Source organism: Pseudomonas sp. 43(2021) (assembly GCF_017490805.1).
Lineage (GTDB): Bacteria > Pseudomonadota > Gammaproteobacteria > Pseudomonadales > Pseudomonadaceae > Aquipseudomonas.
This window is the reverse complement of the sequence record NZ_JAFGYJ010000034.1, coordinates 16,858-39,517: the sequence shown is the minus strand read 5'-3', so window position 1 is coordinate 39,517 and position 22,660 is coordinate 16,858. Positions and strand designations below refer to the sequence as shown.

The following is a 22,660-nucleotide window of genomic DNA, read 5'->3' as shown; positions in this document are numbered from 1 at the left end:
ACAAAGGTGGCCGCAAATGGCGGCAAATTTAAAGAGTAATGGTTGATCAGCGTTTGAGCATTGCCCGGATATCGGCCAGGGCGTTGTTGCCCCGTGCGGCCTTTACCTCGACCGGCGCATCGTCCAGGCCTTCCCAGGCCAGGTCTTCCGGTGGCAGTTCATCGAGGAACCGGCTGGGCGTGCAGTCGATGATTTCTCCGTACTGCTTGCGCTTGGCGGCGAAGGTGAAGGCCAGGGTCTGGCGCGCGCGGGTGATGCCCACGTAGGCCAGGCGGCGTTCCTCTTCGATGGTGTCGGCCTCGATGCTGGAGCGGTGCGGGAGAATTTCCTCTTCCATGCCCATGATGAACACGTAGGGGAACTCCAGGCCCTTGGAGGCATGCAGGGTCATCATCTGCACACCTTCGGCGTTCTCTTCCTCTTCCTGCTGGCGCTCGAGCATGTCGCGCAGCACCAGCTTGCCGATGGCGTCCTCGATGGTCATGTCACCCTCTTCGTCCTTTTCGAGGGTGTTCTTCAGCGCTTCGACCAGGAACCAGACGTTGCTGATGCGAAACTCCGCAGCCTTGTCGCTGGCGGTCTGCTGGCGGATCCAGTTCTCGTAGTCGATATCGCGGATCATCTCGTGCAGCGCGGCAATCGGGTCTTCCAGGGCGACCTTGTGGCGCACCCCGTCCAGCCAGTGCTTGAAGCGCTGCAAACGCTCGGTGTAGCGGGCGTCCAGGTGCTCACCGAGGCCCAGTTCCTCGCTGGCGGCGTACATCGAAATCTTGCGCTCGGTGGCGTAGTTGCCGAGCTTTTCCAGGGTGGTGGAGCCGATTTCCCGACGTGGCACGTTGATAACCCGCAGGTAGGCGTTGTCATCGTCCGGGTTTACCAGCAGGCGCAGGTAGGCCATCAGGTCCTTGACCTCCTGGCGGCCGAAGAAGCTGTTGCCGCCCGACAGGCGATACGGCACCTGGTGGTGCTGCAGCTTCAGTTCGATCAGCTTGGCCTGGTAGTTGCCGCGGTAGAGGATGGCAAAGTCGCTGTACGGGCGGTTGGTGCGCAGGTGCAGGGTGAGGATTTCCATGGCCACGCGTTCGGCCTCGGCTTCCTCGTTCTTGCAGCGGATGACGCGGATCTCGTCGCCCACGCCCATCTCGCTCCACAGCTGCTTCTCGAACGCGTGCGGGTTGTTGGCGATCAGCACGTTGGCGCAGCGCAGGATGCGGCTGGTGGAGCGGTAGTTCTGCTCCAGCATCACCACTTTCAGGGAGGGGTAGTCCTCCTTGAGCAGCATCAGGTTTTCCGGCCGGGCGCCACGCCAGGCGTAGATCGACTGGTCGTCGTCACCCACCACGGTGAACTGGTTGCGCATGCCGATCAGCATCTTCACCAGCAGGTACTGGCTGGCGTTGGTGTCCTGGTATTCGTCCACCAGCAGGTAGCGCACGCGGTTCTGCCAGCGTTCCAGCACATCGGGGTGCTCCTGGAACAGCTTGACCGGCAGCAGGATCAGGTCGTCGAAATCCACCGCGTTGAACGCCTTGAGCGTGCGCTGGTAGTGGGTGTAGACGATGGCGGCGGTCTGCTCGCGCGGGTTGCGCGCCTTCTCCAGGGCCTCTGCGGGCAGGATCAGGTCGTTCTTCCAGGCACCGATCATGTTCTTGATCTCGTCGATGCCGTCGTCGCCGGAGTATTCCTTCTGCATGATGTCCGACAGCAACGCCTTGATGTCGGACTCGTCGAAGATCGAGAAGCCCGGCTTGTAGCCCAGGCGCTCGTGCTCCCTGCGGATGATGTTCAGGCCCAGGTTGTGGAAGGTGCACACTGTCAGGCCACGGCCTTCCCCCGGACGCAGCAGGGTGCCGACCCGTTCCTTCATCTCGCGTGCGGCCTTGTTGGTAAAGGTCATCGCCACGATGTACTGGGCACGGATGCCGCAGTTCTGGATGAGGTGGGCAATCTTGCGCGTGATCACGCTGGTCTTGCCCGAGCCTGCACCGGCGAGCACCAAAAGAGGGCCGCCGACATAGTCACGGGCTTCTTGCTGCCGGGGATTGAGTCGGGACATGCTAGAAACCGGGGGTCGCCAGAAAATAGCCGCGCATTCTAACAGGCATGGGGCGGTTGTGGCGCGACCGTCTGACGTCTGAGTCAAATATGTAAACGGGATTTGCCGGCTGGCGCAGTTTCGCGCAGGATGCACGACAAAATACGTCGGGATGCTACGCCCGTAAAAACATGTATTAAAGTGAAAATCATTTCCATTAATGCAGTAGCATACCTGGCAGTTTCCGTTGCACCGTGAAGCCCTAAGGAGCCCGCTTGTCCACGCCTGTCGAACCATTGCGTTTGCTGCTGTTGGCCGATGAGCCGGAATGGGCCGCGCTGCTACGCGCGTGCATGCCTGCCCTGGGTGGCAGCGCCGTGCTGCTGACGGCGCCAAACTGGGAGGCGGTCGACAGCCTGTTCAACCAGGACCGCCAGGCTGTCGTGCTGGCAACCCCGGCCCTGCAACCGGCGCCCGGGCGCTGCGAGTTGCCGACCATCCTGCTGCTCGACCATGAGCCCCAGGTAGCGCCCAGCGCCGTCAGTGACTGGCTGGTGCATGACCAGCTCAATGCCGACACCTTGCGCCGCTCGCTGCGCCATGTGCGCGAGCGCGGTGTGCTGGTGGCCACCTTGCAGCGTCTGGCCGAGCAGGACCCGCTGACCGGTATCGCCAACCGCCAGGGTTTCCAGGCCTTGCTGACCGCGCGCCTGGCCGAGAACGACGGCCGCGGCCTTGCCCTCGGCCATCTGGACCTGGACAACTTCCGCCATGTCAACGATGCCCTCGGCCACCAGAGCGGCGACCGCCTGATCCTGCAGGTGGTGGCACGCCTGAAGCAGCAACTGGAGGCGGGCGACCAGCTGGCGCGGCTGGGCAGCGACGAGTTTGCCCTGCTGATCGACACCCGGCGCGACCCCAACCGTGCCGAATGGATTGCCGAGCGGATTGTCGAGGCGTTGGCCGAGCCCTACTGGATCGACGGCGAAAGCCTGCTGCTGGGCTGCAGCCTGGGCCTGGCCCATGCCCGCGCCCAGGGTGGCGCCGACCCGCTGATGTGGCACGCGCACATCGCCATGCGCCAGGCCAAGGGCAGCCAGGGTTGCACCTTCCATGTGTTCAACGAACGCATCAACCGCAATGCCCGTAGCCTGGCCGACCTGGAAAGCGAACTGCGCCGCGCCCTGCGCCGTGACGAGCTGGAGCTGCATTACCAGCCGCGGTTGAACCTGGCCGACGGGCGTATCGTCGGCCTCGAGGCGCTGGTGCGCTGGCGGCATGCCGAGCGCGGCCTGTTGCCGCCCAGCGAGTTCGTGCCGCTGGCCGAGCAGAGCGGCCTGATCGTGCCGCTGGGCTACTGGGTGATTTCCCGCGCCCTGCATGACATGCAGGCGCTGTGCGAGCGCGGCCTGGAGCCGCTGCACATGGCGGTCAACCTGAGCTTCCGCCAGTTCCAGGACAGCCAGCTGCTGGCGACCTTGAGCCGCCTGATTCTCGAGCATGGCGTGGATGCCCGCTGGCTGGAGTTCGAGCTGACCGAAACGGCGGTGATGCGCCGCAACGAGCTGGTGCGCCAGACCATGGACGCCCTGGGGCGCCTGGGCGTGCGCTTCTCGCTCGATGATTTCGGTACCGGGTTTTCTTCGTTCGTGCACCTGAACAGCCTGCCGATCACCTTGCTCAAGGTGGACCGCAGCTTTGTCGCGGAAATGGAAATGCGCGAGGAGAACCGCAAGCTGGTACACGCCATGATCAACCTGGCGCACAACCTCAACCTCGAAGTGGTGGCCGAAGGGGTGGAGAGTGAAGAGCAAATGGCGTTGTTGCGCGGGTTTGGCTGTGACCAGGTTCAAGGCTTCCTGGTCAGCAAGCCGCTGCCGGTGGGGGAGTTGATGGAGTTCTTGCTGCAGGCGACCGGCTGCCAGTTGGGCGCAGCCCTTTAGGGCCCTTTCGCGGGTGAACCCGCTCCCACAGGCTTTGCACAGGATTCAGACCCTGCGCAGTCCCTGTGGGAGCGGGTTTACCCGCGAAGAGGCCCGCAAGTCAGGCCGAAGCCGTAGCCGCGCCACCCATCCCGGCCTTACCCAAAAGCCGCTTCATGCGCCACTCAAAGCCAAAGGTCAGCGCCACCGCCGCACACGCCAACCCCAACGCCAGCCCCCACCACACTCCGACCGCACCACCGCCCAGGTTGAAGGTGAACAGCCAGGCACTCGGCGCCCCCACCAGCCAGTAGCACACCAGCCCGATCAGGAAGGTGGTCTTGGCATCCTTCAGCCCACGGATCGAGCCCATCGCAATCGTCTGCATGCCATCGAACAGCTCGAACCACGCCGCCACCATCAGCAACTGCACCGCCAGCTGGAAGATCGCCGCAAATGCCGGGTCGTCACGGTCGATGAACAGCCCCACCAGCGTATCGGGCAGCAGCCAGAACAGCGCGGCGAAGGCAAACATGATCATCGCCCCGAAGCCGATGCCCACCCGCCCGGCGCTGCGCGCTGCCAGCAGGTTGCCGGCGCCGTAGTACAGCCCCACGCGCATGGTCACCGCATACGACAACCCGGTCGGCACCATGAACGCCGTGGAGACGATCTGCAGGGCGATCTGGTGCGCCGCCAGCTCGGTACTGCCCAGCACGCCCATGCACAGCGCAGCGAAGGCGAACAGGCCGACTTCCACCATGTAGGTGCCGCCAATCGGCAGGCCCAGCCGCCACAGCTCGCGCAGGGCCGGCAACGACGGGCGCGACAGGCCCTTGCGCAGCGGGTAGGCGGCATAGGCCGGGTGCCAGCGGATATACAGCGCCAGGGCAATGGCCATGCCCATCGACACCACCGCGGTGACCAGGCCGATGCCCATCAGGCCCAGCTTGGGCAGGCCGAACATGCCTTCGATCAACGCTACGTTGAACAGGTAGTTAAGCACCGTGCCGACCAGGCTGATGACCATCACCGGGGTCGAGCGGCCCAGCGCGCTGGTGAAACCGCGCAAGGCCATGAAGGTCAGGTAGCCGGGCAGGGCCAGTGGCAGCAGGGTGAGGAATTCGGCGGCCGAAGCAACGTTCTCGGGCTTTTGCCCGAACAGCAGCAGTACCGGCTCCAGGTTCCACAGCACCAGCGCAGCGAACAGCGCCAGGCCCCAGGCCAGCCACAGGCCGCCCTGTGCCAGGCGGGTGGCACCGTCGATGTCGTTGGCGCCCTTGCGAATCGCCACCAGGGTGCCGACCGCCGCGATCACGCCCAGGCAGAAGATCGACACGAACGAGTAGCTCGCCGCGCCCAGGCCGCCGCCAGCCAGGGCTTGCGGGCTGATGCGGGCCATCATCAAGGTATCGGTCAGCACCATCAGCATGTGCGCCAACTGCGAGGCGATCAGCGGCCCGGCCAGGCGCAGCAAAGCCTTGAGTTCTGTGGTGGGCGCGACATGCATGGGGGCAGTCCTTTTCCTGGGGTGATCAACGAAGGGCGATTCTGAGGCTTTGGTCAACTTTGCACAAAAGGATAAAAGCGATCATTGGCATGAGTCTGACTCATGCATATATGCTTTCCGGTGATTCGCTCCACAGCCCCTTATGGCAGGTACCTCATGTCCCGTCAGCTCCCCCCGCTGTATGCCCTGCGCGCATTCGAAGCCGCCGCGCGGCTAAGCTCCTTCACCCGTGCCGGCGAAGAGCTGTCGATCACCCAGAGCGCGGTCAGCCGGCATATCCGCACGCTGGAGGAGCACTTTGCCTGCCGCCTGTTCGTGCGCAGCGGCCGCAGCCTGCAACTGACCGAAGCGGCGCGGGTGCTGCTGCCCGGTGTGCGCGAAGGCTTTGCCGCGCTGGAGCGGGCTTGCGATACCTTGCGCGGTGAAGATGACATCCTGCGCATGAAGGCCCCCTCGACCCTGACCATGCGCTGGTTGCTGGCGCGTCTGAGCCGCTTTCGCCATTTGCAGCCTGGCAATGAAGTGCAGCTGACCAGCGCCTGGATGGATGTCGACCATGTGGACTTCAACCAGGAACCGTTCGATTGCGCGGTGTTGCTCAGCGACGGCGTGTTCCCGCCGGACTGGGAAGTGCGCAAGTTGTTCCCGGAGTTGCTGATCCCCGTGGGTGCGCCAGACCTGCTCGACGAGGAACCCTGGGACGAGCGCCGGCTGGCCTGCATCGAGTTGCTGCACCCCACGGTGGACAAGCGCGACTGGCGGGAGTGGCTGGAGCGCATGGGGCTGAGTGACAAGGTTTCGCTCAAGGGCGGGCAGGTGTTCGACACCCTGGAGCTGGGCATGATTGCCGCGGCGCGTGGCTATGGCATTTCCATGGGCGATTTGCTGATGGTGGCCGAGGATGTGGCACAGGGGCGCTTGAGCCTGCCGTGGCCGACGGCGGTGCCCAGCGGGATGGATTATTACCTGGTGTGGCCGCGCACTCGGCCAGGGGGCGAGCGGTTGCGGCGTTTGAGCGCGTTTCTGGAAGAGGAGGTGGCGGCGATGGATTTGCCGGATGTGCAGATTCTGCCGCCCCTCTGATCGCTTGTACCGGCCTCTTCGCCGGTAAACCCGCTCCCACAGGTCAAGCGTAGGCCTGTGGGAGCGGGTTTACCCGCGAAGAGGCCGCAATGCCTTACATCGAGCCCAGATTCAGAGCCTGTGCACACGCCTGCAGCGACCGGCGCTCACTCTGTGCATACAACGCCAGTTCATCCTGTACCTGCAGCCCCAGCGCCTCTTCGAACGCGTCGCGGTTGGCGTTGCTGCCGTACTCGGCCTGCGCATCGTCACCCAGGTTGGACTGGAAGATCCCCGCCGCGCTCACCGGCAGGAAGTCCTCGTACACCAGCGCCTCGAAGTGCACATGGCCAGCCTCGATCAGCCCCTCCAGTGTGGTCGGGCGGTCATCCTGGTCGCGCGCGGCCAGGCCTTTTTCGGTGGCGAAGTAGCGGAAGTAGGCCAGGCCCTGTTCACGCATCTGCGCCAGGTCATCCGGGAATTCGGCAAAGGTGTCCTTCAACAACGCCATGTAGCGTTCGGCATTGGCCTCGGCCGGGGCGCCACCCAGGGCGGCGCGGGTGGCGTCGAGCAGCTTGTCGTACAGCTGGCGACCTTTCGGCGTCAGTGCCGCGCCGCGTTGCTCGATTTCGCCGAAGCGCGCGGTATGGCTGCCTTCGCTGCCCTGCTGGTCGCTGAACGCAACCTTTTCCTGCAGGGCCTTGAAGCTGGTCTGGCGCAGCAGGATCGGGTGACGGCGGGTGGGCGGACCTTCGACCACGGCCTTCGGCGGGATGCCTTTGGCCGGCATGCCGAGCTGGATTGCATCGATGTCCAGGGTGCGCGGGGTCAGGTGGTTGATGTGCGGGCCCTTGAAGGCCACCACATCGGCGATCAGGCGGTGCTGGTCGTGCAACTGCTGGTACTGCTCGGCAGTGACGGTGGCGTCATGGTGCCAGCGGAAGGTGTGCAGCGCTTCCTGCACGAACGCCTCGGCATCGACGGCGTTCAGGCCGCCATCGCGCTCGCACTGGGCGATCAGTTCGAGGGCGCGGGCGGTGAAGATCTGGCGCTTGGCCAGGATGCTTTCGGCCAGCTGGCGCAGCTGCGGGTTGTCGATCAGCTCCAGGCGCAGCAGCGAGGTGAATACGCGGAACGGGCTGACGTGCAGCGACTGCTCGTGCACCGCGCGGAAGGCGGTGGAATGCACCGGCACGCCGGCGGAGCTGAGGTCGTAGTAGCCGACCGGCTGCATGCCCATGACCGCGAACAGCCGGGCGATGGTGGCCAGCTCTGCGGCGGTGCCGACGCGGATGGCACCATGGCGCTCCTGGTCCAGCCGCTCGATTTCGCCGGTCCAGCGCAGGGCCTCGGCAACCTCGGGTTGCTGGGCCATGACTTGCTGGTTGATTTCGCTCACCAGCTCCAGCAGCGTGCCGTACAGGGGCACTTCCTGTTTGTACATGAGCGACATGGCGGCAGAGAACTGCGCGCGGATGCTGTCGGGGCTGACGAAATCGTTGGCGGGCATCGCTAGCTTCCTGGTTGGGTTCGGACGCTTACATGAAAGCTGGGAATGCACTTGGCTCACAAGCGAAAAAAAGTGAGTGTGTCATTCCTTTTTTGATCGACCTCAAGGGCCCTTTCGCGGGTACCTCACAGGGCTCAGGCCTTGCGCGATACCTGTGGGAGCGGGTTCACCCGCGAAGAGGCCATCAAGCCTGAAGCTGCTCGCGAATCCACTCCACCAATGCCCTTACCTTGGGCACCTCCGCCGCATGCTCGGCATACGCCAGGTAATGCGCCCCGGCACTGCGCATCGCATGGTTCCAAGGTACCACCAAACTCCCCTCGGCCAACTCCTTCGCCGCCAGGTAGCGCGGCACCAACGCCACCCCGCACCCGGCCTGCGCCGCGCTCAAGGCCATATAGAACGTATCGAAGCGCGGCCCGTGGTAGGCGCTGACGCTCTGCAAGCCCAATTCCAGGAACCACTCGTGCCAGGCCTCGGGCCGCGAGGTGCTCTGTAGCAGCACCAGTTCGGCCAGCTCCCCGGCATCGTTCAGTTCACGCCCGGCCAGCAGCTCCGGTGCACATACCGGCACCACCTCTTCACGGAACAGTTCCACGCAGGTGGCCCCCGGCCAGGTGCCCTGGCCATAGAAGAACACCACGTCCGCCGAGCCCTGCAGCAGGGCGAACGGCTCCATCTCGTTGCGGATGTCCAGGTGGATGTTGCCGTGGCGCTTGCCAAAGCCCTTGAGGTGCGGGATCAACCAGCGCACGCCAAAACTCGGTTGAGTGGCTACCTTCAGTATCTCGGTCTGCTCGCCGTAGGTGAGCACGTAGCGGCTGGACATGTCGACCTGGGTGAGGATCTTGTTGACCTCGGCCAGGTACAGGCTGCCCGCCGGCGTCAGCTGCAGGCGGCGGCGGATACGCAGGAACAGGTGGTGGCGCAACATGTCTTCAAGCTGCGCCACCTGCTTGCTGACCGCACTCTGGGTCAGGTGCAGCTCTTCGGCGGCTCGGGTAAAGCTCAAATGGCGGGCTGCAGCTTCAAAGCACTGCAGGGCGGTCATGGAGGGCACCAGGCGTTTGGACATAGCGGTCTCTGCGGCTCAAATCATTACCTGACGGAATGATATGCGGAATAAAGGTCGTTTGTTGTACCTATGTGATCGGATTAATACTGATCCACATCATTTTTCCACCCCATCACCCGATGTAGGAGAAGCACAAATGGTTGCTGGATTGCTCGAGCGCCTTGGCGTTGCCGCCGAGGCTTACACCCAGGGCGACTACCCTGTTCACACGCCGATCGACGGCAGCCAGATCGCCTCGGTGAAACTGCTCGGCAAGGCCGAGACCATCGCCCGCATCGATCAGGCCCAGAGCGCCTTCGAAGCCTGGCGCAGCGTGCCGGCCCCGCGCCGTGGCGAGCTGGTGCGCCTGTTCGGCGAAGTGCTGCGTGAGCACAAGGCCGACCTCGGCGAGCTGGTATCGATCGAAGCCGGCAAGATCACCCAGGAAGGCCTGGGCGAAGTGCAGGAAATGATCGACATCTGCGACTTCGCCGTTGGCCTGTCGCGCCAGCTGTACGGCCTGACCATCGCTTCCGAGCGCCCTGGCCACCACATGCGTGAAACCTGGCACCCGCTGGGCGTGGTCGGCGTGATCAGCGCCTTCAACTTCCCGGTCGCCGTCTGGGCCTGGAACACCGCCCTGGCCCTGGTCGCCGGTAACTCCGTGGTGTGGAAGCCGTCCGAGAAGACCCCGCTGACCGCCCTGGCCTGCCAGGCGCTGTTCGAAAAAGCCCTGAAAGCCTTCGGCGATGCCCCGGCTGGCCTGGCACAACTGGTGATTGGCGGCCGTGAAGCTGGCGAAGCGATGGTCGACGACCCGCGCGTCCCACTGGTCAGCGCCACCGGTAGCACCCGCATGGGGCGCGAAGTCGGCCCACGTGTGGCTGCCCGCTTCGGTCGCAGCATCCTCGAGCTGGGCGGCAACAACGCCATGATCCTGGCCCCGAGCGCCGACCTTGACCTGGCCGTGCGCGGCATCCTGTTCTCTGCAGTCGGCACCGCCGGCCAGCGTTGCACCACCCTGCGCCGCCTGATCGTGCACCGCTCGATCAAGGACGAAGTGGTTGCCCGCGTCAAAGCCGCCTACGGCAAGGTGCGCATCGGCGACCCACGCAAGGACAACCTGGTGGGCCCACTGATCGACAAGCAGTCGTTCGACGCCATGCAGGGCGCGCTGGCCAAGGCCCGCGACGAAGGTGGCCAGGTGTTTGGTGGCGAGCGTCAGCTGGCCGACCAGTACCCGAACGCCTACTACGTGTCGCCTGCCATTGCCGAAATGCCGGCGCAGAGCGACGTGGTGCGCCACGAAACCTTCGCCCCGATCCTGTACGTGCTGGCCTACGACGACTTCGAAGAGGCCCTGCGCCTGAACAACGAAGTGCCACAAGGTCTGTCGTCGTGCATCTTCACCACCGACATCCGTGAAGCCGAACGCTTCCAGAGCGCCTCGGGCAGCGACTGCGGCATCGCCAACGTCAACATCGGTACCAGCGGCGCCGAGATCGGCGGTGCGTTCGGTGGCGAGAAGGAGACTGGCGGTGGCCGTGAGTCCGGTTCGGATGCCTGGAAAGGCTACATGCGTCGCCAGACCAACACCGTGAACTACTCGCGCGAGCTGCCGCTGGCGCAGGGTATCGTGTTCGACTGATCGGCTGATGCTGCATGGCCGGGGGCCTGGCCCCCGGTTCGCGGGTAAACCCGCTCCCACAGGTACAACACAGTTTTCGAAACCTGTGATGCACCTGTGGGAGCGGGTTTACCCGCGAATGGGTCGCACAACGGCCCCAAACAAGAACAAATTGCTGGAGCCGGGCCATGTCCGAACTGCGTCAAGAATGCTTGTGGGAATTCGTCAGCAAACCGACCGTCGCCGCCCAGGCCCTGGCCGGTGAGCACAAGGCCGATGTCTGCGTGATCGGTGGCGGCATTACCGGCCTGTCGGCGGCCATCCACCTGCTCGAACAGGGCAAGTCGGTGATCCTGCTGGAGGCCTGGAAGATCGGGCACGGTGGCTCCGGGCGCAACGTCGGCCTGGTCAACGCCGGCACCTGGATCCGCCCCGACGATGTCGAGGCCACTCTCGGCCAGCAGCAGGGCAGCCGCCTGAACAAGGTCCTCGGTGAAGCGCCGGCTGAAGTGTTCGCCATGATCGAACGCCTTGGCATCGATTGCCAGGCCCAGCACAAAGGCACGCTGCACATGGCGCACAACGCCACCGGTATCGCCGACCTCGAGGCTCGCCACGAACAATGGCGTCGCCGTGGTGCCGACGTGGAGCTGTTGACCGGCGCCCAGTGCCAGGAATACTGCGGCACCGACAAGATTTCCGCCGCGCTGCTCGACCGCCGCGCCGGCACCATCAACCCCATGGGCTACACCCAAGGCCTGGCCGCAGCGGTGGCGCGCCTGGGCGGCAAGCTGTTCCAGCAGTCTTCGGTCGAAGGCCTGGAGCGTGACGGCGATGCCTGGCGGGTGAAGACCGCACGCGGTTCGGTGCGCGCCGAGAAGGTGGTGATTTCCACCGGCGCCTATACCGAAGGCGACTGGAGCAACCTGCAGAAGCAGTTCTTCCGTGGCTATTACTACCAGGTGGCGTCCAAGCCGTTGCAGGGCGCTGCAGCCGACAAGGTGCTGCCCCATGGCCAAGGCTCGTGGGACACCCGCACCGTGCTCAGCAGCATCCGTCGCGACGACCAGGGCCGCCTGCTGCTCGGCAGCCTGGGCCGGGTCGACAACAAGCCGGCGTGGTTCGTGCGCAGCTGGGCCGACCGGATCCAGAGCCACTACTACCCCGAGTTGGGCAAGGTCGAGTGGGAAATGCACTGGACCGGCTGCATCGACTTCACCCCCGACCACCTGATGCGGCTGTTCGAGCCGGCGCCGGGGCTGGTGGCGGTGACCGGGTACAACGGGCGGGGTAATACCACCGGGACCGTGATTGGCCGGGCGTTTGCCGAGTTCTTGCTGAAGGGGGAGGCGAGCAGCCTGCCGATTCCGTTTTCGCCGATGAAGGGCGTGAGTGCGCCCTCGCTGCGGACGGCGTTCTATGAGTCCGGGTTCTCGCTGTACCACGCGGGGCAATGTTTGAGAGTTGTGTTGTAAGTACTGGCCTCTTCGCGGGTAAACCCGCTCCTACAGGTACTGCGCAGCGTTCTGAGTGTGCGCGGTCTCTGTGGGAGCGGGTTTACCCGCGAAGGGGCCAGCACAGGCTTACTTGTGCAACCAGCTGAGGAAGCCGCCTTTCTTGATCGAAACCGGTTTTTGCAGCAACAACGACTCCCGGTTCTGACGCCGGAACCGCTGCAACTTGCTCAATGCCGTCTGCACATCGCCGCGTTGCACCAGGCAGCTCTTCACCTGTTCCTTGTCGATCCGATACAGCACGCAACCGGTCAGCGTGCGGAACTCGGCCAGCGAGTCCTCCTCGTCGACGATCCCCTCGATCCCCAGCACCTCGCCTGGCCCCATGCGCCCGGCCTCGACCAGTTTGTCGCCATCGCGGATCGACGCCGAAACCACCCCGCTGCCAATCACCAGCAAATGATCGGAATGCTCGCCCACGCCCAGAATCACCTGGTCCGCCAGGTATTCCACGGTCGTCATGCGCTGGCTCAGCGCATCGCGCTCTTCACTGCTCAGCGAGCGGAACACCCGCACCTCGTCCAGCACCTCGCGCTGGCGGCTGCGCGGAGGCATGGCCAGGTCGGCGTTCCACATCACCCCGCTGGCCTCCAGGTGGCGGTGGGCCAGGTCGAACAACTGGTTGCGCGCGTCGCCTTTGGCGCCCGCATCGGCCACGTAACCGCTGGCTTCGTACTCCACGGACTCCAGCGTCGAGGCTTTCACCGTCACCTTTGGTTTTGGTGTTGCAAGAATGGCACTCACGCCTTGCAAGGCCTTTTCCAGCGCATCGAACACCCGCTTGGGCCGCACCTTGGCCGGCACCACCACGCTGATCGACACCCCGTGCACATCGGCCGGGCGGCTGTGGTTGAGCAGCCGGGCCTTGGCCGCCACCGAGTTGGGGATTACCGCCAGGCTGCCGGTGCTGGTGAGCAGGCGGGTGGCGCGCCAGTCGATTTCCAGCACCTTGCCGTCGGTGCCGTCGATGGAGATCGAGTCGCCAATCTGATACGGCCGCGTGGTGTTCAGGATGATGCCACTGAATACGTCGGCCAGTGTGCTCTGCAGCGCCAGGCCGATGACGATGGCCATTACCCCCGACGTGGCCAGCAGGCCCTTCACCGGCAACTGCAATACATAGCCTGCGGCAGCGACCACGGCAGCCAGGAAGATCAGCGCGCCCAGCACATCCTGCAGCAAACGCCCGCCGTGGCTGCCACGGGCACCCAGCAACAGGCCGAACACCACCGTCACCGTGCGCGCACCGAACAGCCACCAGCCTATCGCCAGTACCGTGGCAATCAGGTTGCGCGAGACATCATCGGGCCAGGGTGGCGGTTGCAGCGGGCTCATGCCGGCGGCCACCAGCACCGAGCTGAACAGCAGGAACAGCACCAGCCGCGCGCCTATGCGCCAGGCCCGCTGCTGTAGAGGTATCAGTTGCCAGAGCACAAGGTCGAGCAGGATCAGGGCAGTGCCGAGCAGCAACGGGTATGACTGGATGAACGCCAGCATGGTGGTCTCGGGTAAGGGGAGGGCTGTGGGTAGTAATAGAGCAGGTTGGCCGGGCAGGCAATGGGGCCTGTGCCGGCCTCTTCGCGGCTAAAGCCGCTCCCACAGGTACTGCGCACGATTCAAATCCAGCGCAATCCCTGTGGGAGCGGCTTTAGCCGCGAAAGGGCCGGTACAGCCCACACAAAACCATCGTTCATAAAACAGAACGCTAGAGCCAAAAACTGCTATCTACCGCCAAAAAGGTCATGGTTTTAATCTTCTCCCATCAACGCGAAACACCCCACTTACTGAAAAAATCAAAACCCTTGGGAGCAACGACCATGACCAACTTCAAATACAACCGCCTGAACAAAGACGACGCCGCTGTCCTGCTGGTCGACCACCAGGCTGGCCTGCTGTCCCTGGTCCGTGACATCGAGCCGGACGCGTTCAAGAACAACGTGCTGGCCCTGGCCGACCTGGCCAAGTTCTTCAACCTGCCGACCATCCTCACCACCAGCTTCGAGCAAGGCCCCAACGGCCCGCTGGTACCAGAGCTGAAAGCCCTGTTCCCGGACGCCCCGTACATCGCCCGCCCAGGCCAGATCAACGCCTGGGACAACGAAGACTTCGTCAAGGCGGTGAAGGCCACCGGCAAGAAGCAACTGATCATCGCCGGCGTGGTGACTGAAGTGTGCGTAGCCTTCCCGGCGCTGTCGGCCCTGGAGGAAGAGTTCGAAGTGTTCGTGGTCACTGATGCCTCCGGCACCTTCAACGCGATGACCCGCGACGCCGCCCACGACCGCATGAGCCAGGCCGGCGCACAACTGATGACCTGGTTCGGCGTGGCCTGTGAGCTGCACCGCGACTGGCGCAACGACATCGAAGGGCTGGCCGCGCTGTGCTCCAACCACATCCCGGACTACCGCAACCTGATCACCAGCTACAACGCTTTCAACGCCAACAAGTAAGCCTGATGCGCGGGCACCGCAAACCGGTGCCCGCCAAGGCAGCACACCTGTCCAATCCTGCGCCCGTCCGCCGTTGCACAGTGGATGCGGGCAAGCTCATCCCAAGGAACGCCGATGAACACCGCACCCCAAGACAACCGCAACGTGGTGACCCTGGTCATCCAGCACAAGGTTCGCGCCGCGTCGCTGGCGGCCTACGAAGCATGGCTCAAGCGCACGGTCAGCACCGCGCGCCGCCAGCCGGGGCACCTGGACGTCAACGTCATCCGCCCTGACGACGGCGGGCTGCATTTCACCACCGTGGTGCGCTTCGCCGATGCCAGCCTGCTGCAGGCCTGGGTCAACTCGGCCGAGCGCCAGACACTGGTAAGCGAAGTACTGCCGCTGCTCGAGGGTGGTGACCACACCCAGGTGCACGACGACCCGGAATTCTGGTTCACCCCGCCGAGCACCAACGCAGCGCAACCGCCGCGCTGGAAGCAGGCGCTGCTGACCTATCTGGTGATCTGCCCGATGACCATGATCATTCCACACCTGCTGGCGCCGCTGTTTGCACGCTTCCCGCAGTTGGGGGGCGCGATCACCAGCAACCTGATCGTCAACCTGTTCGTCATCCTGCCCGTGGTGTTCTACATCATGCCTTGGGTAACCCGCCGCTGCGCCAACTGGCTGCGCGGCTGAGCCAGGCCTTTACCTCGACATTTTCAAGGAGATACCGACATGAGCACGTTCGTTACCCGCGATGGCACTTCGATCTACTTCAAGGACTGGGGCAGCGGCAAGCCTGTGCTGTTCAGCCACGGCTGGCCACTGGATGCCGACATGTGGGATTCGCAGATGGAATACCTGGCCAGCCGCGGCTACCGCGCCATCGCCTTCGACCGCCGTGGTTTCGGCCGTTCGAGCCAGCCGTGGAGCGGCTACGACTACGACACCTTCGCCGATGACATCGCCCAGCTGATCGAACACCTCGACCTGCGCGATGTGACCTTGGTGGGCTTCTCGATGGGTGGCGGTGACGTCAGCCGCTACATCGCCCGCCACGGCAGCGAGCGGGTGGCCGGGCTGGTGCTGCTGGGCGCGGTAACGCCGGTGTTCGGCAAGCGTGACGACAACCCTGAAGGTGTCGACCTGTCGGTGTTCGAGGGTATCCGCGCCGGCCTGCGTGCCGACCGCGCGCAGTTCATCGCCGATTTTGCGGCGCCGTTCTATGGCATCAACCATGGGCAGCAGGTGTCCCAGGGGGTGCAGACCCAGACCCTGAACATCGCGCTGATGGCGTCGATCAAGGGCACTTTGGATTGCGTGACCGCCTTCTCCGAAACCGACTTCCGTCCGGACATGGCCAAGGTCGATGTGCCGACTCTGGTGATCCACGGTGATGACGACCAGATCGTGCCGTTGGAGAGCACCGGCAAGCGGGCGGCGGAGCTGATTCGCGGGGCTGAGCTGAAGGTGTATGCGGGGGCGCCGCACGGGTTTGCGGTGACTCATGCACAGCAGCTGAATGAGGACTTGCTGGCATTCCTCCAGAAGTAATGGTGGGAGGCATTCGCGGGTAAACCCGCTCCCACAGGGGATACCACAGTCATACAGGCCTGTGGTGTCCCTGTGGGAGCGGGTTCACCCGCGAAGAGGCCAGCCCAGGCAGCACAAATGCCGAACGGGGCTAACCTTCAACCACCCACCGCACATCCATCCAAGCCTTGCCCCTACACCAACCGGCATGCTCTGCAGTTGCGCCTGCCGCCGCCGCACCCAGAGACGGAGAACCCCATGTCCCAGGACCGCAACGACAAGACCCGTCGCCAGTTCCTCGCCACCAGCACCGTGCTCGGTGCCGCCGGCGCGCTCTGGTCCGCATTGCCTTTTACCGGTTCCGCTTACGCATCCACCCAAGGAGGTTCCATGACCGCCGATCTGATCCTGTTCAACGGCAAACTGCACACCGTTGATCGTGAAAAGCCCACCGCGACCGCCGTCGCCATCAAGGATGGCCGTTTCATCGCCGTGGGCAACGACGCCGAGGCCATGGCCCACAAGGGCGCCACCACGCAGATCATCGACCTCAAGCAGCGCACGGTCATCCCTGGCCTGAACGACTCGCACCTGCACCTGATCCGGGGTGGCCTGAACTACAACCTGGAACTGCGCTGGGAGGGCGTGCCTTCGGTGGCCGATGCCCTGCGCATGCTCAAGGACCAGGCTGCACGTACGCCCACCCCGCAGTGGGTGCGCGTGGTCGGTGGCTGGAACGAGTTCCAGTTCGCCGAAAAACGCATGCCGACCCTGGAAGAAATCAACCAGGCCGCGCCGGACACCCCGGTATTCCTGCTGCACCTGTATGACCGTGCATTGCTCAACCGCGCCGCACTCAAGGCTGTCGGCTACACCAAGGACACTCCCAACCCGCCGGGCGGCGAGATCCAGCGCGACAAGTTCGGCAACCCGACCGGCATGCTCATCGCCCGCCCCAACGCGATGATCCTCTACGCCACCCTGGCCAAAGGGCCGAAACTGCCGCTGGAATACCAGGTCAACTCCACCCGCCAGTTCATGCGCGAGCTCAACCGCCTGGGCCTGACCAGTGCCATCGATGCCGGCGGCGGCTACCAGAACTTCCCGGACGACTATCAGGTGATCCAGGAGCTGGCCGACAACAACCAGCTGACCGTGCGCATTGCCTACAACCTGTTCACCCAGAAGCCCAAGGAAGAGCTGGACGACTTCCGCAAGTGGACCTCCAGCGTGAAGCTGCACAGTGGTACCGACTTCCTGCGCCACAACGGCGCCGGCGAAATGCTGGTGTTCTCTGCCGCCGACTTCGAGGACTTCCTCGAACCGCGTCCGGACCTGCCGCAGACCATGGAGCAAGAGCTGGAGCCGGTGGTGCGTCATCTGGTCGAGCAGCGCTGGCCGTTCCGCCTGCACGCCACCTACAACGAATCGATCACGCGCATGCTCGACGTGTTCGAGAAGGTCAACCGCGACATCCCGTTCAATGGCCTGCCGTGGTTCTTCGACCACGCCGAAACCATCACCCCGCAGAACATCGAGCGCGTGCGTGCGCTTGGCGGCGGTATCGCCATCCAGGACCGCATGGCCTTCCAGGGTGAGTACTTCGTCGACCGCTACGGCGCCAAGGCGGCCGAGCAGACCCCGCCGATCAAGCGCATGCTGGAGATGGGCGTGCCGGTCGGCGCCGGTACCGACGCCACCCGCGTGTCCAGCTACAACCCGTGGACCTCGCTGTACTGGTTGGTCAGCGGCAAGACCGTCGGTGGCATGGAGCTGTACCCGGAAGGTCTCAGCCGTGACACTGCGCTGCAACTGTTCACCCAGGGCAGCGCCTGGTTCTCCAGCGAGCAGGGCAAGAAGGGCCAGATCAAGGTGGGCCAGCTGGCCGACCTGGCGGCGCTGTCGCTGGACTTCTTCAGTGTCGATGAAGAGGCGATCAAAGGTATTGAGTCGGTACTTACCGTGGTCGATGGCAAGGTAGTGTATGGCGCGGCGGAATTCGACAAGCTCGGCCCGCCCCAGGTGCCGGTGCTGCCGGAGTGGTCGCCGGTGACCAAGGTGCCGGGCCACTGGCGCGTGGGCACGCCGTCGCTGGCAGCCGTCGTGCACCAGTGCAGCGGGCCATGCGGGGTGCATGCGCACAGCCATGAAAAGGCACGGCATTCGAGCGTGCCGGTGAATGACTACCAGGGCTTCTGGGGTGCGCTGGGTTGCTCGTGCTTCGCGTTCTAAGCTGAGCTGATGAAAAGGGGGCCAGTTATTGGCCCCCTTTTTTGTTCCTTCTGTGCTGGCCTCTTCGCGGGCGAGCCCGCGAAGAGGCCGGAAAAACCAACATCAATGGTGAGCCTTGTGCTCCCCACCCGCCAGCAGATGCCGGATCTTCACCTCAACCCCATCGGTCTGCAGCATCCGCACCCGCGCCTCGATCTTCAGTTCACCCCGGGTCACCCGGTGGTGATGCCGCAAATGCTCCAGCCACGACTCCTCGAAGAAAAACTCCAGCCACACCGCCGGGTCCGCACTGTCGCGCATCAACCCCCACGACAACGCGCCATTGCGCTTGCGCATCGCCTCCAGCTCTCGCGCTGCCTGCTGGAACGCCTCGGCCTTGGCCGGGTCAACGTGGTACTCCACGGTGACCATCACCGGCCCGCTTTCCTTGTCCATGTCGTCGCTCAGCAGCGGCACCGGCCAATGCAGTGACGGCGTCAGCTCCTCGGCTGCGGTTTCCGGCAGCGTCACCTTGCAGGTCAGCAGCGTGCCCAGCGCCAGGCCACCTGCAGCCAGCAGCAGGCTCGAGGTGATCGTTGCATGGCTGGCCAGCGTGCCCCACAGCAACCCGCCGCAGGCCATGGCACCAAAGAAGATCAGGATGTACACCGACAACGCCCGCGCCCGCACCCAGGCCGGCACCGAGGTCTGCGCCGCCACCTGCAGGTTGGATAGCACGGCAATCCACGCCGCGCCGCTGAGCAGCATTGCCGGCAGTAGCACGTAGAAGTTGCGCACCAGCGCCAGGGCCAGCAGGAACAGGGCATACAGCAGGCTGGCAAGCAGCACCAGGCGGTCGCGGCTGATGCGTTCGCGCAGGCGTGGCAGCAAGGTGGCGCCGGCCACCGCACCGATGCCGATGGCCGCCAGCAGCACGCCGAAATCGGCAGCGGTGCCGTGCATCTCGCCACGCACGATCAACGGCAGCAGCGAGGTGCCGGCGCTGGCACAGAAAAAGAACGCCAAGGCGCGCAACATCACCGCCTGCAAGGGTTTGGCACTGCGCGCGAAACGCAGCCCGGTGCGCATGGCGCCGACGAAACGCTCGGCTGGCAGCAGCGGCTCCTTCACCTCGCGCTTCCACAGGAACAGCACAAGGATCACCCCGGCGAACGAGATGGCATTCAGAGCGAAGGTCAGCCATGGGCCAACCATGCTCACCACCACGCCCGCCAGGGCCGGGCCAATGGCGCGCGACACGTTGATACCGACACTGGAAAGCGCCACCGCATTGGCCAGGTCGTCCTTGCCCACCAGTTCCGGTGTCAGCGCGCTCCAGGCCGGCATCATCAACGCCGTGCCGATGCCCAGCGCCAGGGTCAGCACCAGCAGCAGGGTGACGTTCATCAGCCCGAGCAGGGTCAGGGCCGCCAGCGCCACTGCCACCGCGGACATCCACAGTTGCACCAGCAACAGGTAGCGGCGCTTGTCGACGATATCCGCAGCCGCACCGGCCGGCAGGGCAAGGAAGAACATCGGTAGCGAGCCGGCTACCTGGATCAGGGCCACATGCAACGGGCTGGCCGACAGCGTGGTCATCAGCCAGCCGGCGCCCACCTCGTGCATCCATGTGCCGATGTTGGAGGCGATGGTGGCAATCCACAGCATGCGGAAGGTGGTGTTGCGCAATGGGCTCCAGGCGCCTGAAGGGGACGTGCTCATGTCAGAAGCTGCCTTTGAGGGGGTATTCGATGATCAGGTAGATCCGGTCGATATCATCGCCGGCCTGGGCCTGGTTGGCGCGGTGGCTGACGTGGGAAAACGCCAGGCTCAGGTCCTTGGCGGCGCCCGACTGCACCACGTATTTCAGGTCGATGTCGCGCTCCCAGTGCTTGCCGCCGTCGCCGTACTGGCCCACATAGGCGCCGCCCGCCGGGGCATGGCTGCCGTCGATGCCACGGCCGCTGACGTAGCGGCCCATCAGGCTCAGGCCGGGGGCGCCGAGGGTGGCGAAGTTGAGGTCGTAGCGCAGTTGCCACGAGCGCTCGCCGGGGCCGTTGAAGTCGGCGTACTTGATCGAGTTGGCCAGGTAGATGGAGTCGCCGCCGACGAAGTCGAACGGGGTGTCGCCCTCGACCTTCTGGTAGGCCAGGCTCAGCGCCTGGGCGCCGAAGCTGTACCTGGCCAGCAGGCTGTAGGCGAGGGTATCGATTGCCCCGGCACTGGCATTGCCGGTGTCGCGCGTCTTGTACAGGTTGCCGTCCAGGCGCCAGTTGCCCTCGGCCAGGTTCAGGTTGAGGTAGGCCTGGCGCCAGGTATCCTCCAGCTGGCCAGCGTACAGCGCGCCACCGAATGGCCCGTCGGGAGCGAACGCGGCACCGGCCAGGCTGATGGCACGCTTGTCGGTGGTGGCGCCGTAGCCGCTGAAATCATCATGGCTGGAGCTGTTGTCCTGGTTGTTGAAGGCAGTGAAGCGCCCGGCCTGCAGGCGCCAGTCGGGCAGGTCGGTGTTGTCCAGGAACCAGCCGGTGGCGTACTCCGGGTGCAGGCGTTTGTCGCTGGTGTCGAACACCGGGGTTTCCACGGTCATTTCGCCGTAGCGTAGTTGGGTGTTGCCCAGGCGCAGCTTGAGTGCGGCGCCGGCGCTTGAGTAGTCGGACTCGGAGCGGCCATCGCTGTCGCGCGGCAGCAGACCAGTGCCGGCATGGCCGCGGCCGCCGTCGAGCTTGAGGCCGAGAAAACCGTGGGCATCGATACCGGCACCGAGCGTGCCCTCGGTGAAGTCGGAGCGGATCTCGCCAATGAAACCCTGGGCCCATTCCTGGCGGTAGTTCTGGCCGCTACCGGACGGTGAGCGGAAGTCGCTGTGCAGGAAATAATTGCGGCTGAGCAGTGACCAGCCGGGTTCGTCAGCCTGGCTGAGCGCCGGGTACAGGGCGAGGGTGGCGAGCAGGGCGCGGCCTGGTCCGTGGGTGGCGCGGATCATGGGGGCTCCAGGGGGGATGATCCGGGATTGTGGATGAAGGATAGGCAAGGGGGCTTGTATGTGTGTGCTCTGGCTGGTTTGCCTGTTCCGGCCTCTTCGCGGGTAAACCCGCTCCCACAGGTACTGCACAAGCCTTGGAGCTAGTGGTGACCTGCTCTCACAGGTACTGCACAGGCCTTGGATTTAGTGGTGACCCTGTGGGAGCGGGTTTACCCGCGAAGAGGCCGGCACAGGCGGCAACCGGCTCAAGCCATGTCGCTGATCGCAAACTCCTCGGCCAGATGATCGATCAGCGCCCGCACCGATGGCAGCAAGCCCCGCCGCGACGGGAAGATCGCATGCACGATGCCGCAACGCGGGTGCCAGTCCGGCAACAACTCCACCAGCCGCCCCGCCGCCAGGTCCTCACGCACCGCCACCCGCGGCAGGTGCGCAATACCCACCCCCGCCACCACGAAATGGCGCAGGGCAAACAGGTCGTCCGTCACCATGCGCGGTGTATGCGGGATGACGATGCTGCGGCTGCTGTCCTCACCCTGGAACAGCTCCCACTGGTATTCGCGCTGGGCACTGCCCCAATGCACGCTGGGCAGCGTGCCCAGCAGCTGTGGGTCAAACCCCTTGGGTAGTTGCTCCAGGTACTGCGGCTGGCCGACCAGGCACTGGGTACTGTTGCTCAGTACCTTCATCACCATGTCGGTGTTCTCCAGCGGCGGAAAGCGCACCCGCAGGGCGATGTCGAAACCCTCGTGCAGCAGGTCGACGCGGCGGTTGGTGCTCTCGATGAACAGCTCCACCTGCGGGTACTTGAGCATGTAGCGGGTCAGCATCGGCCCGACCCAGGAATTGAGCAGGGTAGTCGGGCAACTGATACGCACCAGGCCGCGCGGCTCGCTGCGGTTGCGCTCGATGATCTCTGCCGCACCCTCGGCTTCCACGCGCATGGCCAGGCAGCGGTTGTAGTAGGCCTGGCCGATCTCGGTGAGCGAGCAGTGACGACTGGTGCGATGCAGCAGACGCACGCCCAGGCGGTCTTCGAGGTCGGCGATGCGCCGGCTGAGCTTCGATTTGGGCATGTCCAGCGCCCGGCCAGCCGGGGCGAAGCCACCGTGCTCGACTACCTGGGTGAAGTAGTAGAGGGAGTTGAGGTCTTCCAATGATCGGTCTCCAGGTACTTGGTTGCCTGTGCCGGCCCTTTCGCGGCTAAAGCCGCTCCCACAGGTACTGCACAGGGCTCAAGCCCGGCGCCATCCCTGTGGGAGCG

The 22,660-nt window shown here is 64.7% G+C and carries 16 protein-coding genes; 8 read left to right on the top strand and 8 right to left on the bottom strand.

Annotated features, from left to right (window positions below):
• Positions 1 to 46: 46 nt before the first annotated feature.
• Positions 47 to 2,056 carry a DNA helicase Rep gene (rep, locus tag J5M71_RS23410; protein ID WP_063912216.1) on the bottom strand — a complete coding sequence of 670 codons (2,010 nt, stop codon included), beginning with the start codon at positions 2,054 to 2,056 and terminating at the stop codon, positions 47 to 49.
• A gap of 254 nt (positions 2,057 to 2,310) precedes the next feature.
• Between rep and J5M71_RS23405 the strand changes: the two genes are divergently transcribed.
• Complete coding sequence (locus J5M71_RS23405; RefSeq protein WP_063912215.1) at positions 2,311 to 3,978, top strand: bifunctional diguanylate cyclase/phosphodiesterase; 1,668 nt, start codon at positions 2,311 to 2,313, stop codon at positions 3,976 to 3,978.
• A 100-nt stretch (positions 3,979 to 4,078) separates the two neighbouring features.
• Here the strand turns inward: J5M71_RS23405 and J5M71_RS23400 are convergent, their stop codons facing one another.
• Positions 4,079 to 5,467 carry a NorM family multidrug efflux MATE transporter gene (locus J5M71_RS23400; protein WP_063912214.1) on the bottom strand — a complete coding sequence of 463 codons (1,389 nt, stop codon included), beginning with the start codon at positions 5,465 to 5,467 and terminating at the stop codon, positions 4,079 to 4,081.
• Between the two features lie 156 nt (positions 5,468 to 5,623).
• On the opposite strand from J5M71_RS23400, the gene J5M71_RS23395 reads away from it, so the two are divergent.
• Positions 5,624 to 6,550 carry a LysR substrate-binding domain-containing protein gene (locus J5M71_RS23395; protein ID WP_063912213.1) on the top strand — a complete coding sequence of 309 codons (927 nt, stop codon included), beginning with the start codon at positions 5,624 to 5,626 and terminating at the stop codon, positions 6,548 to 6,550.
• A 94-nt stretch (positions 6,551 to 6,644) separates the two neighbouring features.
• Here the strand turns inward: J5M71_RS23395 and J5M71_RS23390 are convergent, their stop codons facing one another.
• Entirely contained in the window at positions 6,645 to 8,039 is a 1,395-nt protein-coding gene (locus tag J5M71_RS23390) for a VOC family protein (RefSeq protein ID WP_207837552.1), read from the bottom strand.
• 184 nt (positions 8,040 to 8,223) lie between these two features.
• Complete coding sequence (locus J5M71_RS23385; protein ID WP_063912211.1) at positions 8,224 to 9,114, bottom strand: LysR family transcriptional regulator; 891 nt, start codon at positions 9,112 to 9,114, stop codon at positions 8,224 to 8,226.
• A 136-nt stretch (positions 9,115 to 9,250) separates the two neighbouring features.
• On the opposite strand from J5M71_RS23385, the gene J5M71_RS23380 reads away from it, so the two are divergent.
• The gene (locus J5M71_RS23380) at positions 9,251 to 10,741 is read left to right on the top strand and encodes an aldehyde dehydrogenase family protein (protein WP_003253547.1); all 1,491 of its coding nucleotides are present in this window, start codon (positions 9,251 to 9,253) and stop codon (positions 10,739 to 10,741) included.
• Positions 10,742 to 10,908: 167 nt separating this feature from the next.
• Positions 10,909 to 12,195 carry an FAD-binding oxidoreductase gene (locus J5M71_RS23375; RefSeq protein WP_207837551.1) on the top strand — a complete coding sequence of 429 codons (1,287 nt, stop codon included), beginning with the start codon at positions 10,909 to 10,911 and terminating at the stop codon, positions 12,193 to 12,195.
• Between the two features lie 108 nt (positions 12,196 to 12,303).
• Here the strand turns inward: J5M71_RS23375 and J5M71_RS23370 are convergent, their stop codons facing one another.
• The gene (locus tag J5M71_RS23370; protein ID WP_207837549.1) at positions 12,304 to 13,731 is read right to left on the bottom strand and encodes a mechanosensitive ion channel family protein; all 1,428 of its coding nucleotides are present in this window, start codon (positions 13,729 to 13,731) and stop codon (positions 12,304 to 12,306) included.
• 320 nt (positions 13,732 to 14,051) lie between these two features.
• Between J5M71_RS23370 and ycaC the strand changes: the two genes are divergently transcribed.
• The 4 genes from ycaC to J5M71_RS23350 all read left to right on the top strand — a co-directional run bounded on the left by ycaC (position 14,052) and on the right by J5M71_RS23350 (position 18,431).
• Positions 14,052 to 14,681, top strand: coding sequence for an isochorismate family cysteine hydrolase YcaC (gene ycaC, locus J5M71_RS23365; protein WP_085691498.1), 630 nt, complete (start codon positions 14,052 to 14,054; stop codon positions 14,679 to 14,681).
• A 114-nt stretch (positions 14,682 to 14,795) separates the two neighbouring features.
• A complete protein-coding gene (locus tag J5M71_RS23360; protein WP_082888279.1) occupies positions 14,796 to 15,362 on the top strand; it encodes an antibiotic biosynthesis monooxygenase in 567 nt (188 codons plus the stop codon).
• Between the two features lie 39 nt (positions 15,363 to 15,401).
• A complete protein-coding gene (locus J5M71_RS23355) occupies positions 15,402 to 16,220 on the top strand; it encodes an alpha/beta hydrolase (RefSeq protein WP_063912206.1) in 819 nt (272 codons plus the stop codon).
• A 369-nt stretch (positions 16,221 to 16,589) separates the two neighbouring features.
• On the top strand, positions 16,590 to 18,431 hold the full coding sequence (locus J5M71_RS23350) for an amidohydrolase (RefSeq protein ID WP_347709872.1): 1,842 nt from the start codon (positions 16,590 to 16,592) through the stop codon (positions 18,429 to 18,431).
• A gap of 102 nt (positions 18,432 to 18,533) precedes the next feature.
• On the opposite strand, the gene J5M71_RS23345 is transcribed toward J5M71_RS23350, so the two are convergent.
• The 3 genes from J5M71_RS23345 to J5M71_RS23335 all read right to left on the bottom strand — a co-directional run bounded on the left by J5M71_RS23345 (position 18,534) and on the right by J5M71_RS23335 (position 22,553).
• A complete protein-coding gene (locus J5M71_RS23345; RefSeq protein WP_207837545.1) occupies positions 18,534 to 20,132 on the bottom strand; it encodes an MFS transporter in 1,599 nt (532 codons plus the stop codon).
• 1 nt (position 20,133) lies between these two features.
• Positions 20,134 to 21,396, bottom strand: a complete 1,263-nt coding sequence (locus J5M71_RS23340) for an OprD family porin (RefSeq protein ID WP_207837543.1) — start codon at positions 21,394 to 21,396, stop codon at positions 20,134 to 20,136.
• 245 nt (positions 21,397 to 21,641) lie between these two features.
• The gene (locus tag J5M71_RS23335) at positions 21,642 to 22,553 is read right to left on the bottom strand and encodes a LysR substrate-binding domain-containing protein (RefSeq protein WP_046613664.1); all 912 of its coding nucleotides are present in this window, start codon (positions 22,551 to 22,553) and stop codon (positions 21,642 to 21,644) included.
• Positions 22,554 to 22,660 lie beyond the last annotated feature (107 nt).